Genomic DNA, 13537 nt, shown 5'->3' with positions numbered 1-13537 from the left:
CATTGAACGCATTCCGAATATGGGTCGTCCAACTGGACGAGCCCGTTCATTGATCATTCAAGCGGGATATGTGAATCTGGTGTGTGGCCTGATGCGCCACCTGCCGACCGAGTGAGAAAGGTGAGGTCATGAAGAAGACACTTGCGGCCCTGGCCGCCGTCGCGACGCTGTCGACCGCAGCGTTGGCTCCTGCTCCTGCTGAAGCGCGCAATGGTCGCGTGGCGGCCGGCGTAGCGGCGGGGCTGATCGGCGGCGCCCTGATTGGCGGTGCAATCGCAGCGGGCAGCAATCCCTATTACTACGGGCCCGGCTACACCTATTCTCCCGGCTACTCTTACGGACCCGGCTACTCGTATTACGGTGGCCCGGCCTACGTCGCCGACCCCGGTTATGAGTGCTATTGGCAGCGCCAGCGCTTCTGGGACGGCTATGGCTGGCGGATTCGCCGCGTGCGGGTGTGCGAGTGATCGTTCACCTTCATTAATTCCATGACCTTGCACTGGAATTTCGGATAGCCGTGGCCCGGTCGGCCACAAAAAACCGTTTTTCCGTCGCATGACGTCGGAGAGAGTTTACGAAGGGTTGACGAGTTGTCGTGTTTTCTCACGTCGCTGATGGCCCTTCGTCGAGCGTGCAAATCACCAACCGGGCGCCTTCAGGGGCGCTCCTCCAGGAGATCTCGGAACATGAAGAAGATCCTGACCGCATTGGTTGCGGTTGCGACAATCGCCGGCTCGCTGTCCGTGAGCGCCCCGGCCGCAAAGGCCGGCGACGTTGGCGCGGGCGTGGCTGCCGGTCTGATCGGCGGCGCCCTGATCGGCGGTGCGATCGCTTCCAGCCGTCCGGCCTATGGCGGCCCGGTCTATGTCGAAGCTCCCCCGCCGGCTCCGCCGCCGTGCGTGTGGCGCCGTGAGCGCTATTGGGACGGCTATGGCTGGGTGTCTCGCCCGGTTCGCGTCTGCTACTGATTCCTGACGACGCATTTCGATGCGGCACCAGCCCGGCCCCATGGCCGGGCTTTTTGCTGCCGACGTCCAGCCTCTTCGGTGTCCAGCCTTCGCGACGGCCGTCAGCGCGCGGCGTTGATCGCCTGCAACACCGTTTCGCTCGGCCAGCAATCGACCTTCAGGCCGGCCCTCTTCTGGAATGTGCCGAGCGCGGCGCGGGTCTGCATGCCCGCCTTGCCGTCGAGCTTGTCCGCATAGAGGCCCAATCGCGTGAGCCCCTTCTGCATCGCCTCGACATCCTTGCTCCGCAGCTGTTGGGACGCCGACCACGGCGTCGCAAACCCAGCCTGGCTGCTCATGCGGTCGGCGAGATGGCCGACGAATAGCACGTAGAGGTCGGAGAAATTGTACTCCTTGATGACAAAGTAGTTCGCCGTCGTCAGGAACGCCGGACCGTAGATGCCCTCGGGCTGCAGCAGCGACGCCGGCTGTTGCTGCTCGGCGGCGCTCAACCGCTGGCCGCGTACCGGAACGAAGCCGGCCCGCAACCAATCGCCGATCGGTTTCTTCACTTCCGGCACGCCCATGGTGCAATCGACATTGGCCGGCGGCTTGACCTCATAGGCCCAGCGCAGTCCGCTTTGCCACCCCTTGTTGGCGAGCTGTTTTGCCGCCGAGCCCAGCGCATCCGGCACGGAGTGCCAGAGATCGACCTTGCCGTCGCCGTCGAGATCGACGCCGTGCTTGTAGTACTCCGACGGCAGAAACTGGGTCAGGCCAACCGCGCCACCCCATGACGCCCTGAGGTCGCGGCGCGTCACGACACCATCGCTCAGCATCTTCAACGCCATGATGAACTCGGTGCGATACTGGTCCTTGCGCCGGCCGACATAGGCCTGGGTCGCCAGCACGCGCAGCGCGTCATAGGGCAGCGCATAGCGGCCGAAATCGGTCTCGCGGCCCCAGATGGCAAGCACGATCTGACCGGGCACGCCGAAGCGGCGCTCGATCTCGGCGAGCGCCGGACGATATTGCTGGATCAGCTTCTGGCCGTGCGCAGCCAGCCGCGCGATCGAGGCGTCCTTGATGTAGTCGGCCGGCACCTGCACGAATTCGGCCTGGGCAGGGGCCCCTGTCGCAGGGCGGCCAGGCAGCAGCAGGTCCGGGAGCTTGTAGTCGGGCTCCAGCCCGCGCGTCTCGGTTTCGAATGCCGCGCGCGAGACACCCTGCTCCTTGGCTTCGGGCCAGAGCGAGGCGATGAACTGCGTGAAGGCGGCGTCGCCGGCGCGGGCCGGCTGGAACATCCCGAGTAAGAGGACGGCGCACCAGACAAGGCGGCTCTTCATCATCACTGCAGCTTGCCTCCGCGCGCGCCTCGCGCAACCATCCATCCGAGACCGTGTCGATCAGAAGGTCGTCGAATCAGGAGCGACGGTCAATGTTCCTCCCCCAGGCCAACGTTAAACTGGATCCGATCCGGCGCCGGCATCGACCGGATCGCCAGTTTTTCGCCAACGGTGCCTGCCACATTCTGGCTTACGCATTCCTCGAACGCTATCCGGACCTGGGATTCGTGCGAGATGGATCAGGCCGGCCCCGGGCCATGTGGGAAATCACATTTTTGTCGCGAACGAGCACAACGCCTTCGACTATGACGGCCTGACCACCGAAGACGCGCTGCTGCACTGATGTTCCGGCGCGCTCGCCGCCTTTCCCCGGGCTGGCAAGCGTCGCTTGTCGATCTGCCAACCGAGATCCTGATCTCGGAATCCGGTTCGCGTCAGATCGACGGGCTTTGGCTACGCGAGCCCCGGCAGTTCCTTCACGACGCGCTGCCGCGCGCGCGGCGCTTCCTTGATCGACATGGTGATTTGCGACACCGGTTGCGCATGCGACGCCCTGCCTAATGCCCCGCCGCCTGCTTCGCGTCCTCGATCGCGGCATTCGACAATTTGTCGACCATGGCGATGCCGATCGCGGACAGGATGAACACCGTATGGATGATGGTCTGCCACATCACGCCGGTCTCGGTGTAGGTCGACTTGCCCGATGACAGCGCGCCCGCCTCGATGAACGTCCGCAGCAGATGGATCGACGAGATGCCGATGATCGCCATCGCCAGCTTGATCTTCAGCACGCTGGCATTGACGTGGCTGAGCCATTCCGGCTCGTCGGGATGGCCCTGCAGATTGAGCCGTGACACGAAGGTCTCGTAGCCGCCGACGATCACCATCACGAGCAGGTTCGAGATCATGACGACGTCGATCAAACCGAGCACGGCCAGCATGATCTGCTGCTCGGAGAAGTCGAAGGCGTGGGCGAACAGGTGCCAGAGCTCCTTCAGGAAGAGCACGACATAGACGCCCTGCGCGATGATCAGCCCGACATAGAGCGGCAGCTGCAGCCAGCGCGAGCCGAAGATCAGCATGGGAATGGGGCGCAGCGCTCCGCCCTTGGAGGACAGGGGCGCGTCGGAGGAAGACATGTGAAGAATCTCGCGGCTGAGGGATTGCGGACCACTTATCTACGCAATCGCAGCACGCGGAAAAGCGACAACGGGTCGCAGCCAGGGCGCGACGCTTTGTCTCGCAAGAGACAGCGTCGCGCCTCGCGATATCCTGACGATCAGCGCGTCAGCTTCTTGTACTTGACCCGGTGCGGGATGACGCTGTCCTGGCCGAGCCGGCGCATCTTGTCCTTCTCATAGTCCTGGAAGTTGCCTTCGAACCATTCGACATGGCTGTCGCCCTCGAAGGCCAGCATGTGGGTCGCGATACGGTCGAGGAACCAGCGATCGTGGCTGATGATGACGGCGCAGCCGGCGAAATCCTCCAGCGCCTCTTCGAGCGCGCGCAAGGTGTCGACATCGAGATCGTTGGTCGGCTCGTCGAGCAGCAGGACGTTGGCGCCCGACTTCAGCATCTTGGCGAGATGCACGCGATTGCGCTCACCGCCGGAGAGCGCGCCGACCTTCTTCTGCTGGTCGGCGCCCTTGAAGTTGAAGGACGAGCAATAGCCGCGCGAGTTCACTTCCTTCTTGCCGAGCAGGATCAGCTCGTTGCCGCCGGAGATCTCCTCCCACACCGTCTTGTTGCCGTCGAGCGCATCGCGCGACTGGTCGACATAGCCGAGATGCACGGTCTCGCCGACGGTAATGGTGCCGGCGTCCGGCTTCTCCTGCCCGGTGATCATGCGGAACAGCGTGGTCTTGCCGGCACCGTTCGGGCCGATGACACCGACGATGCCGCCTGGCGGCAACTTGAAGGTGAGATTGTCGATCAGCAGGCGATCCCCGAAGCTCTTGGTCAGGCCTTCGAAATCGATGACGTTGTTGCCGAGGCGCTCAGCCACGGGAATGATGATCTGCGCGGTCTGGGTCTGCTTCTCGCTGGCCTTCTTGAGCAGCTCTTCGTAGCGCTGGTAGCGCGCCTTGGACTTGGCCTGGCGGGCCTTCGGCGAGGCCGCGATCCACTCCTGCTCGCGGGCCAGGGTGCGCTGATGCGCCGCCTCCTCGCGCCCCTCCTGCTCCAGCCGCTTCTGCTTCTGCTGCAGCCAGGACGAGTAGTTGCCCTCGTAGGGAATGCCCTTGCCGCGATCGAGCTCGAGGATCCAGCTGGTGACGTTGTCGAGGAAGTAGCGGTCGTGGGTGACGATCAGGATCGCGCCGGGATAGTTGCGCAGGTGGCCTTCCAGCCAGGACACCGATTCGGCGTCAAGATGGTTGGTCGGCTCGTCGAGCAGCAGCAGCTCGGGCTGGTCGAGCAGCAGCCGGCACAGCGCGACGCGGCGGCGCTCGCCGCCAGACAGCTTGCTGACATCGGCGTCGTCGGCCGGACAGCGCAGCGCGTCCATCGCCTGGTCGACCTTGCTGTCGAGATCCCACAGGCCCTGGGCCTCGATCTCGTCCTGCAGCTTGGTCATTTCGTCGGCGGTTTCCTCGGAATAGTTCATCGCCAGCTCGTTGTAGCGATCGAGGATCGCCTTCTGCTTGGCGACGCCCTGCATGACGTTCTCGCGCACCGAGAGCTTGGGATCGAGCTGCGGCTCCTGCTCGAGATAGCCGACGCGGGCGCCTTCGGCGACCCAGGCCTCGCCGGTGTACTCCTTGTCGATCCCTGCCATGATCTTGAGCAGGGTCGACTTACCCGAGCCGTTGACACCGAGCACGCCGATCTTGGCGTCGGGATAGAAGGACAGATGGATGTTATCGAGCACCTTGCGGGTCGGGTAGGTCTTGGACAGACCCTGCATGAAGTAGACGAACTGGCGCGCCATCGCGTGTCCCTCGGAAAACTGCCGGATTTTTCGGAAAATGGTTGCCGCTGATGTAACCGCGCGGTCCCCAAAGGGCAACCGGCGAGGCAGCCTTGGTCGCAGCGATCACCGGGAGAATTGCGCTCGAAGCGCGGCCGTCCCCGCCTTTGGCCCACGGTCGATTACGGGTTCAACACCATGTGTGCGGCCGATCACGACAATTGCAACCATCTTTTAATTAATTCGGCGGGACACTCGGTCTCGGCGCGCAAGAACCGCGCGCCCAATCGGCAAAAGCCCGAGACGACAACAGCGAGAGCCCGTCATGGCCACCTTCACGTCAGCCTCCCTGTCCGCTTCCGCGGCAGAACGCCGAAACCGCTCCCGTCTCCTGGACGACGTCCGGGGCTTCCTTCGTGAATACGTCGCCCGCGCCTTCAATCCATACCGGCCGGAACTGCACTATATGCGCGGTCCGGGGCCGGCTTGGCGCGCCAAATATGGCAGCGACGCCGCGTTCCGTCTCAAGACCGACCTCGACTGAGCTGTCGCGCCCGCGGGCGGAGCGGGGCGGTGCCTTGCGCCCTCGGCGCTTTGCGCGCAAGCATGTCCATTCTGACGGCGTTCACCGATCACGCCGTTGTCCCGATGAATGGACCTGACGATGACTCGGCTGCGCTGTGCAATTCTCGACGACTATTACGACAAGGCTCTCGCGCTGGCGGATTGGCGCCGGCTCGCCGACAAAGTGGACGTGACGGCCTTCACACATCCCTTCGGCAGCGAGGATGCCGCCGCCGGCGCGCTCGCGGACATCGATATTGTCTGCGCGATGCGTGAACGGACGCCGTTCCCGCGCACGCTGATCGAACGCCTGCCGAAGCTGAAGCTCCTGATCACCTCGGGCATGCGCAATGCCGCCATCGACATGGATGCCGCCAAGGGCCGCGGCATCGTGGTCTGCGGCACCCAATATGGCCGCGATCCCACCGCGCCGCTGACGATAGGCCTGATTCTGGAACTCACCCGCAAGATCGGCCAGGAAAACGCGCGCATGCATGCTGGCGCAGCGTGGCAGGCGCTCGGCGGCGTCGAGATTGAGGGCAAGACGCTCGGGATCGTCGGACTTGGCAAGCTCGGCAGCAAGGTCGCGGGGCTCGCCAAGGCGTTCGGCATGAACGTGATCGCATGGAGTCCGAACCTGACGCCCGAACGCTGCCAGGAGGCCGGCGTCGGCTACGCCACGAAGGAGGCGTTGTTCGCAACCGCCGACATCATCACCATCCACGTCGTGCTCAGCGACCGCTCCCGCGGACTGGTCGGCGCGGCGGACCTCGCCCGGATGAAACCGAGTGCCTATCTCGTCAACACGTCGCGCGCGCCGATCGTGGACGAGGCGGCCCTGCTCCAGGCCCTGAGTGACAAGCGCATCGCGGGTGCAGCGCTCGACGTATTCACGGTGGAACCGCTTCCGGTGCCGCACCCGCTGCGCGGGCTCGACAACGTCGTGCTCACGCCGCATCTCGGCTATGTCACGGAAGAGAGCTTTCGGGCTCATTACAGCCAGATGGTTGAATCCATCGCCGCCTGGCTCGGCGGGGCCGAGCCGCCGCGCCGGCTCGCCTGACCTCAGCCGCGCCCAGCGCCCCAAAGCAAAACACCCTCCGAGCGGAGGGTGCTTTCGTCAGTTCTGGAAGCGATCTCAGCGGATCGTCACCGGCGGCGGCAACGGCTGAACGGTGGTCGGCTGGTTGCCCGGCACGGCGGCCTGGGCCTGGACCGGAGCCTGCGCCGGACCTGCGGCCGCGGCCGCCATGTTCTTGGCCGAGCCCGGCGGCGGTCCACCGGGCATGACGACCACGCGGGTGCCGACCTTGACGCGATCGAACAGGTCGGAGACGTCATCGTTGAGCATGCCGATGCAGCCCGACGACACGAACTTGCCGATCGTCGACGGCTGGTTGGTGCCATGGATGCGGTACACGGTCGAACCGAGATACATCGCGCGGGCGCCGAGCGGATTGCCCGGGCCACCGGCCATGAAGCGCGGCAGATAAGGCTGGCGCTCGATCATCTCGCTCGGCGGATACCAGTCTGGCCACTCGGTCTTCTTGGTGATCTTCTGCACGCCGGTCCAGGTGAAGCCTTCACGGCCGACACGGACGCCGTAGCGCATCGCGCGGCCATTCCCGAGCACCAGATAGAGGTAGGTGTTGGGGGTATCGACGACGATGGTTCCCGGCGGCTCCTTGGTGACGAAGTCGACCTCCTGGCGGCGCAGATTAGCGGGCAGCGGCGCAGGCGCGGCATCCGGCTGCTCCTCGGGCGGCAGGGCCGCCACGGTCAGCGGCCGATCACCCGCCGGAGCCTGCACGGTCCCCGTGACCGCCCCGCTCACGGCACCTGGCGGGCGCGGCGCACCGGCATCGCCACCGGGGGCGCCATTGCCATAGGTGCCATATGCCTGCTGAGCGGACGCGGGACGATCGCCATAGATTACCGGCGGCGGGCCGGCCGGGCGACCGTAACGCGGATCATCCGGAGACATCACCGGGCCGGTCGGAGCCGCGCTATAAACCGGCGCGCTGGCCGGCCGTCCATAACGCGGATCGTCGGGCGACAGGATCGGACCGTTCGGGGCCGCACCATAGACCGGCGCATTGGCGGGACGACCATAGCGCGGATCATCCGGCGACAGAACCGGGCCGGGCGGTGGCAGCGCGGCCGAATTGCCGGGCATGTCCTCGTCGTCGAGCGCGTCGAAATCCGGACCACGGCCGCGGCTGTCAGCCGGGTAAGGGGTCGGCGCGGGCGAATAGGCACCAGGTGCAGTCTGATAGACCTGCTGCGCCCCAGCAAACGTCGTTGCCGTCGCGCCCGCTGCCGCGACCGCGCAAACCGTCAGGATTTGTCTGATCATCATTGCCCTTGCAGTATCCCCAAGCCGCCGATTGGGTCATCTGCTTTGCCAAATGGCCGAAGATAGCGGCGCATTCAAGACATTTTGGGCCAAGTCGGTCCCAGTTCGGCGATTTGTGATCATGTCTCCGTCGTTGCACGGAAGTCTCACGCCGCTGAAAAAGTGCAACGAAGCCGCCGCGAGCCCCACAGATGCCTCGATTTGACGAGCGAGCCGGAACGCTTGCGGTATTGTGAACCTAGCCTGATTCGCGATGCACGGCAGAAGCCGGCCCCGTCGCGAACGCGGCATTCCCTGTGATCACCGCGTTCCCCACTGGCTCGAAGGTCTCGGCGGCTCCCCGCTGCCGCGGCGAGAGTTTTCGTCAATGCTTCCCGGCTTCCGTTTCCTTGTCGCCGCGATCGTCTGCTCCATCTCTCTTACCATCTTCGGCATGGGCGCGGCGGCCCTGTTGCGCGCCGCCCACGAGCAGTTTGCCAGCAACTCGTCATGGCATGCGACTCAGGCGTCGGGCTTCACGACGTTCCTGCCGCCGGCCGAACCCGCTCCGGTTCTGGCCGTGCTGCGGGTCGACCCGCTCCCACCGCAACCGCAGACGCCGCCTGCCACGGTCACCGATACGCCCGCAACGGCAGTGCTGCCGGCCGAACAGCCGAGCGTGCCGCCGGCCGCGGAGACAGTCGAGGTGACCACGACCGCCGAATCACCTGCATTGCCGACGCCCTCCTTGCCCGCGGAGACGGTCGATACGACCGCTGCGACGGTCCTGCCGAAGACGTTGACCACACCGGTTGATCGCATCGAGAGCGCAGCGCCGGATCGCGGCATGGCCGACGACGCTGCGAGGACGGTCGCGGCCGTCGAAAAGCTCGCGGACAAGCCGCGATTGGACACGACTCCGCAAGCAGCCCCGGCCGTTCCGACCGACGCCGTGGCCGCGCCGACATCATCCCCCCAGGTCCTCGCCAGCGCTGATCCGGCGATCACAACGCCGGCCGTTCCCGCGCCCGCGCCAGCAACGCCTGCCGATGATCCGATCGCGGCCAAGCTCGCAGCGCTCGGTGAACAGCCCACCCGCCAGGAGAGGCCAGCAGCCGGCGAGCATCGGGCCTCGGTCAAGGTCGCGAGCGTCCAGCTGCGCCGAAGCATCATGAAGAAGCGTCAGGCCCGCGAGAAGCAGATGGCCGCGCGCCGGGCCAAGCAACGGCGCATCGCGGAGCGCGCCCGAGCGGCCCGGCAGGCCGCCGCCCAGCAGGCGCAATTCCCCGATCCGTTCCAGCAACAGCCGGGCTTCGGTCAACCGCCATTCGGTCAACCGCAGACTTTCGGACAGCAGGCGGCAGGACAGCAGGCCGTGGCGCCGCGGACGCGATAAGAGATCTCAGGCCGGGCCGGTGACTACCGGCGGGCCGTTCTCGGCGCCCCATTCAGACCAGGATCCGTCATAGAGCGCGGTGTCGCGTATGCCGAGACGGTACAGCGCCAAGGTCAGCACGGCGGCCGACACGCCAGAGCCGCAAGACGTGACGATCGGCTTCGCCAGGTCCACCCCAGCCGCGCCGAAAGCGCTCCGCAGCTGGTCGAGCGGCTTCATCACGCCGGTGGCCGCGTCGAACAGCTCGGCATAGGGCAGATTGCGGCTGCCCGGAATATGGCCGGACCGCAGGCCCGGCCGCGGCTCGGCCACCGCGCCGGCAAAGCGCGGCGCCGGCCGCGCATCGATCACCTGCTCTGCGCGCTCCGCCAGATTGGCGACCATTTGCTCGATCCTCCGCACCCGCGCCGCGTCGAAGCGCGCGTTGTAGGTGCCGAGCGTAGGCGTGACCTGGCCGCCGTCGATCGGCCGCCCCTCGGCGATCCACTTCTTCAGGCCACCATCCAGGACGCGCACATCCGCGTGGCCGAACGACAGGAACATCCACCAGGCGCGCGGCGCGGCGACCCAGCCGCCGGCGTCATAGACCACCACGATGTCGCCATTGCTGACACCGAGCCGGGCGGCATCACGGCCGAACTGCTCGGCGCTCGGATACATATGCGGCAGCGGGTTGGCATGGTCCGAGACCTCGTCGACATCGAAGAACACGGCGCCGGGGATGTGGGCCTTGAGATAGTCGTCCTTCGGCAGCGGCAGCACGCCGGGCAATTTGAAGGTCGCGTCGAGCACCTTGACCCTGGGATCGCCGAGATGCGCCGCGAGCCAATCGGTCGAGACGAGAGGGTCATTGGGGATGGTCATGGCCTGGGCTCCAACGTCACTTCAATGCGGCGAGGCCGGACCTGATCCGGCGACGCATCTTGTTCAAGCGCTTTGTTCAGGCGATGGACACACGGGTCAAGACCTCGCGCGCGTCCCTGGCGTTCAATCCTTCTTCTTCGGCGCCCACGCCTCGACCGGTCCGCCCGCCTCACGCCAGGCGGCGAAGCCGCCGCCAATGTGGGCGACCGGCTTCAGGCCCATATCCTGCGCAGTCTTGGCCGCCAGCGCCGAGCGCAGGCCGCCCGCGCAATGGAAAATGAAGGTCTTGTCCTGCTGGAAGATCGGCTTGGCATAGGGGCTCTGCGGATCGATCCAGAATTCCAGCATGCCGCGGGTGCAGGAAAATGCGCCGGGGATCCGGCCGTCACGCTCGATCTCGCGCGGGTCGCGGATATCGACGATCACGACATCGTCGCGCTTGGCGGCTTCGATGGCTTCGGCCGCCGAGAGCGTGGCAATCTCGGCATTGGCTTCGTCGAGCAGTACCTTGATGCCGCGGGTAATGGTCTGGGGCATGAGCTTCTTCCTGAACAATCTCAAGCTTTACGGGTTCGGCCGCTGTCGCCCGCCGGAATGCTGGCAATGCCTGGGCCAGCAGAACCTGATTCTACCGCACCAGCTCCTTCATCGCCGCTTCCAATCCCTCGATCGTGATCGGATACATCCGCTCCGAGAAGATGCGGCGAATGATGGTGGTGGACTCCGAATAGTCCCAGTGCTTCTGGGCGACCGGATTGAGCCACACCGTGTGCGGATAGGTGCGGATCACGCGATCGAGCCACACCGAGCCCGGCTCCTCGTTGACATGCTCGACCGAGCCGCCGGGGACCATGATCTCGTAAGGCGACATCGAGGCATCGCCGACGAACACCACCTTGTAGTCGTGCGGATATTTGTGCAGCACGTCCCAGGTCGGCGTGCGGTCGGTGAAACGCCGCTTGTTCTGCTTCCAAACGCCTTCATAAAGGCAATTGTGGAAGTAGAAATATTCCATGTGCTTGAATTCGCTCTTCGCCGCCGAGAACAGCTCTTCGACCTGGGCGATGTGCGAATCCATCGAGCCGCCGATGTCGAAGAACACCAGCACCTTCACCGCATTGCGCCGCTCGGGCCGCAGATGCACGTCGAGATAGCCGTGGTTGGCGGTTTCGCGGATCGTGGTGTCGAGATCGAGTTCATCCGGCGCGCCGGTTCGGGCGAATTTGCGCAGCCGGCGCAGCGCCACCTTGATGTTGCGGATGCCAAGCTCGACATTCCCGTCCAGATCCTTGAACTCGCGCCGGTCCCAGACCTTGACGGCCCGGTTGTTGCGGTTCTTCTCCTGGCCGATCCGAACACCTTCGGGATTGTAGCCATAGGCGCCGAAGGGCGAGGTCCCGGCCGTGCCGATCCACTTGTTGCCGCCCTGATGCCGCCCCTTCTGCTCTTCCAGGCGCTTCCTCAGCGTCTCCATGAGCTTGTCCCAGCCCATGGCCTCGATCTCTTTCTTCTCTTCCTCGGTCAGGTATTTCTCGGCCAGCTTCTTCAGCCACTCCTCGGGGATTTCCGCCTTCTCCATCGCGTCCAGCAGGTTCTCCAGCCCCTTGAAGACGGAGCCGAACACGCGATCGAACTTGTCGAGATTGCGCTCGTCCTTCACCAGGGCCGTGCGCGAGAGATAGTAGAAATTCTCGACCGAATGCTCGGCGAGATCGGCGTCGATGGCCTCCATCAGCGTGAGATACTCACGCAAGGAGACCGGGACCTGCGCGTCGCGCAGCGCTGTGAAGAATTGCAGGAACATGCCCATTAGATCGCCCGGCCGGGAGGGCGCGTCAAGGGCCGCCCCGACGCCCGCGGCCTGGACCCGCCGGGTTTTTGCTCTACAATCCGTGGAACAACAGGTGGAATGGGGGCTTTCATGAGTATCATTGCCGCGCTGATCATCGGCGCGATCGCGGGTTGGCTGGCCGGCCTGATCGTCCGCGGCGCCGGCTTCGGCCTGATCGGCAATATCGTCGTCGGCATCATCGGCGCACTGGTGGCAGGCTACGTGCTGCCGGCGCTGCATATCACGCTCGCCAGCGGCACGCTGGGGGCGATCCTGGACGCCACGATCGGTGCCGTGATCGTGCTCGTGATCCTCTCTTTGATCCGGCGCGCTTGATTATTTCCGCTTGCAATGGCAGCCATCATATCAAAGCTGCGCGGCGGCAAGGCCGCGTAGCCACTCAACACAAGTTCAACAATAAGCTTTGGATGACAAGCGAGGCGCGATGAAATTTACCGGCACTCAGGATTACGTCGCCACCGACGACCTCAAAGTAGCCGTCAACGCGGCGATCGTGCTCGAGCGCCCGCTCCTGGTGAAGGGGGAGCCGGGGACCGGCAAGACGGTGCTGGCCGAGGAAGTCGCCAAGGCGGTCAACGCGCCGCTGCTCACCTGGCATATCAAGTCGACGACGAAAGCCCAGCAAGGCCTGTATGAATACGACGCGGTGTCGCGCCTGCGCGACAGCCAGCTCGGCGACAGCCGCGTGTCGGACATCAAGAACTACATCAAGCGCGGCAAGCTGTGGGAGGCGTTCACCGCCGAGCAACGCCCGGTGCTCTTGATCGACGAGATCGACAAGGCCGATATCGAGTTTCCGAACGACCTCTTGCTCGAGCTCGACCGGATGGAATTCCACGTCTACGAGACCGGCGAGACCATCAAGGCCAGGCTGCGCCCGATCGTGATCATCACCTCGAACAACGAGAAGGAACTGCCGGACGCGTTTTTGCGCCGCTGCTTCTTCCACTACATCAAATTCCCCGATGCCGACACGATGGGGCGCATCGTCGATGTGCACTTCCCGAACATCAAGAAGCGGCTGGTCGAGGAAGCCTTGCGCATCTTCTTCGAGGTTCGCGACGTGCCCGGCCTGAAGAAGAAGCCGTCAACCTCCGAGCTGCTCGACTGGCTCAAGCTGCTGCTGAACGAGGACATCGGGCCCGAGCAGCTGCGCGAGCGCGATCCGCGCAAGCTGATCCCGCCGCTGCACGGCGCGCTCCTGAAAAACGAGCAGGACGTGCATCTGTTCGAGCGCTTGGCATTTCTGAGCCGGCGCGAGGTTTGACCGCGCGTCAGCGCAGGCGGAAGTGACTCGGGCGGAGCGGATCGTCCCCTCTCTGCCC

At 65.0% G+C, this 13537-nt stretch carries 14 protein-coding genes; 7 read left to right on the top strand and 7 right to left on the bottom strand.

What is annotated here, in order from left to right; all coding sequences use genetic code 11:
- Positions 1 to 128 precede the first annotated feature (128 nt).
- Together HL671_RS30370 and HL671_RS30365 are read left to right on the top strand one after the other, a co-directional pair.
- Positions 129 to 467: a hypothetical protein gene (locus tag HL671_RS30370; protein ID WP_012046115.1), complete on the top strand. Its 339-nt coding sequence runs from the start codon at positions 129 to 131 to the stop codon at positions 465 to 467.
- A gap of 219 nt (positions 468 to 686) precedes the next feature.
- Positions 687 to 968 carry a hypothetical protein gene (locus HL671_RS30365; RefSeq protein WP_172241461.1) on the top strand — a complete coding sequence of 94 codons (282 nt, stop codon included), beginning with the start codon at positions 687 to 689 and terminating at the stop codon, positions 966 to 968.
- Positions 969 to 1069: 101 nt separating this feature from the next.
- Here the strand turns inward: HL671_RS30365 and HL671_RS30360 are convergent, their stop codons facing one another.
- The 3 genes from HL671_RS30360 to ettA form a co-directional block, all read right to left on the bottom strand.
- Complete coding sequence (locus tag HL671_RS30360) at positions 1070 to 2296, bottom strand: lytic murein transglycosylase (RefSeq protein WP_172241458.1); 1227 nt, start codon at positions 2294 to 2296, stop codon at positions 1070 to 1072.
- 554 nt (positions 2297 to 2850) lie between these two features.
- Positions 2851 to 3432, bottom strand: coding sequence for a TIGR00645 family protein (locus HL671_RS30355; RefSeq protein WP_012046118.1), 582 nt, complete (start codon positions 3430 to 3432; stop codon positions 2851 to 2853).
- Positions 3433 to 3572: 140 nt separating this feature from the next.
- Positions 3573 to 5222 carry an energy-dependent translational throttle protein EttA gene (gene ettA, locus HL671_RS30350; protein WP_012046119.1) on the bottom strand — a complete coding sequence of 550 codons (1650 nt, stop codon included), beginning with the start codon at positions 5220 to 5222 and terminating at the stop codon, positions 3573 to 3575.
- 304 nt (positions 5223 to 5526) lie between these two features.
- On the opposite strand from ettA, the gene HL671_RS30345 reads away from it, so the two are divergent.
- Positions 5527 to 5745, top strand: coding sequence for a hypothetical protein (locus HL671_RS30345; protein WP_172241455.1), 219 nt, complete (start codon positions 5527 to 5529; stop codon positions 5743 to 5745).
- 120 nt (positions 5746 to 5865) lie between these two features.
- Positions 5866 to 6828, top strand: coding sequence for a D-2-hydroxyacid dehydrogenase family protein (locus HL671_RS30340; protein ID WP_172241452.1), 963 nt, complete (start codon positions 5866 to 5868; stop codon positions 6826 to 6828).
- A gap of 75 nt (positions 6829 to 6903) precedes the next feature.
- Here the strand turns inward: HL671_RS30340 and HL671_RS30335 are convergent, their stop codons facing one another.
- Entirely contained in the window at positions 6904 to 8124 is a 1221-nt protein-coding gene (locus HL671_RS30335) for a L,D-transpeptidase (RefSeq protein WP_041750962.1), read from the bottom strand.
- A gap of 364 nt (positions 8125 to 8488) precedes the next feature.
- On the opposite strand from HL671_RS30335, the gene HL671_RS30330 reads away from it, so the two are divergent.
- Complete coding sequence (locus HL671_RS30330; RefSeq protein ID WP_172241449.1) at positions 8489 to 9496, top strand: hypothetical protein; 1008 nt, start codon at positions 8489 to 8491, stop codon at positions 9494 to 9496.
- A gap of 6 nt (positions 9497 to 9502) precedes the next feature.
- On the opposite strand, the gene sseA is transcribed toward HL671_RS30330, so the two are convergent.
- The 3 genes from sseA to HL671_RS30315 form a co-directional block, all read right to left on the bottom strand.
- Entirely contained in the window at positions 9503 to 10360 is an 858-nt protein-coding gene (gene sseA / locus HL671_RS30325; protein ID WP_172241446.1) for a 3-mercaptopyruvate sulfurtransferase, read from the bottom strand.
- 123 nt (positions 10361 to 10483) lie between these two features.
- A complete protein-coding gene (locus HL671_RS30320) occupies positions 10484 to 10897 on the bottom strand; it encodes a rhodanese-like domain-containing protein (RefSeq protein ID WP_012046125.1) in 414 nt (137 codons plus the stop codon).
- Between the two features lie 91 nt (positions 10898 to 10988).
- Positions 10989 to 12164, bottom strand: a complete 1176-nt coding sequence (locus HL671_RS30315) for a vWA domain-containing protein (protein WP_012046126.1) — start codon at positions 12162 to 12164, stop codon at positions 10989 to 10991.
- Positions 12165 to 12281: 117 nt separating this feature from the next.
- Between HL671_RS30315 and HL671_RS30310 the strand changes: the two genes are divergently transcribed.
- On the top strand, positions 12282 to 12527 hold the full coding sequence (locus HL671_RS30310) for a GlsB/YeaQ/YmgE family stress response membrane protein (RefSeq protein ID WP_012046127.1): 246 nt from the start codon (positions 12282 to 12284) through the stop codon (positions 12525 to 12527).
- A gap of 109 nt (positions 12528 to 12636) precedes the next feature.
- Positions 12637 to 13479 (top strand): AAA family ATPase, encoded by an 843-nt coding sequence (locus tag HL671_RS30305; RefSeq protein WP_012046128.1) that lies wholly within the window; start codon positions 12637 to 12639, stop codon positions 13477 to 13479.
- Positions 13480 to 13537: the final 58 nt, after the last annotated feature.

It is taken from the genome of Bradyrhizobium denitrificans, assembly GCF_013179005.1.
GTDB classification, from domain to species: Bacteria; Pseudomonadota; Alphaproteobacteria; order Rhizobiales; family Xanthobacteraceae; genus Bradyrhizobium; species Bradyrhizobium denitrificans.
This window is presented reverse-complemented; position numbering and strand designations above follow the sequence as displayed.

What these genes read in the sequence shown, in the direction of transcription:
- HL671_RS30370 (WP_012046115.1), top strand. Translation starts at nt 129, where the DNA reads ATGAAGAAGACACTTGCGGCCCTGGCCGCCGTCGCGACGCTGTCGACC.
- HL671_RS30365 (WP_172241461.1), top strand. Translation starts at nt 687, where the DNA reads ATGAAGAAGATCCTGACCGCATTGGTTGCGGTTGCGACAATCGCCGGC.
- HL671_RS30360 (WP_172241458.1), bottom strand. Translation starts at nt 2,296, where the DNA reads ATGATGAAGAGCCGCCTTGTCTGGTGCGCCGTCCTCTTACTCGGGATG.
- HL671_RS30355 (WP_012046118.1), bottom strand. Translation starts at nt 3,432, where the DNA reads ATGTCTTCCTCCGACGCGCCCCTGTCCTCCAAGGGCGGAGCGCTGCGC.
- ettA (WP_012046119.1), bottom strand. Translation starts at nt 5,222, where the DNA reads ATGGCGCGCCAGTTCGTCTACTTCATGCAGGGTCTGTCCAAGACCTAC.
- HL671_RS30345 (WP_172241455.1), top strand. Translation starts at nt 5,527, where the DNA reads ATGGCCACCTTCACGTCAGCCTCCCTGTCCGCTTCCGCGGCAGAACGC.
- HL671_RS30340 (WP_172241452.1), top strand. Translation starts at nt 5,866, where the DNA reads ATGACTCGGCTGCGCTGTGCAATTCTCGACGACTATTACGACAAGGCT.
- HL671_RS30335 (WP_041750962.1), bottom strand. Translation starts at nt 8,124, where the DNA reads ATGATGATCAGACAAATCCTGACGGTTTGCGCGGTCGCGGCAGCGGGC.
- HL671_RS30330 (WP_172241449.1), top strand. Translation starts at nt 8,489, where the DNA reads ATGCTTCCCGGCTTCCGTTTCCTTGTCGCCGCGATCGTCTGCTCCATC.
- sseA (WP_172241446.1), bottom strand. Translation starts at nt 10,360, where the DNA reads ATGACCATCCCCAATGACCCTCTCGTCTCGACCGATTGGCTCGCGGCG.
- HL671_RS30320 (WP_012046125.1), bottom strand. Translation starts at nt 10,897, where the DNA reads ATGCCCCAGACCATTACCCGCGGCATCAAGGTACTGCTCGACGAAGCC.
- HL671_RS30315 (WP_012046126.1), bottom strand. Translation starts at nt 12,164, where the DNA reads ATGTTCCTGCAATTCTTCACAGCGCTGCGCGACGCGCAGGTCCCGGTC.
- HL671_RS30310 (WP_012046127.1), top strand. Translation starts at nt 12,282, where the DNA reads ATGAGTATCATTGCCGCGCTGATCATCGGCGCGATCGCGGGTTGGCTG.
- HL671_RS30305 (WP_012046128.1), top strand. Translation starts at nt 12,637, where the DNA reads ATGAAATTTACCGGCACTCAGGATTACGTCGCCACCGACGACCTCAAA.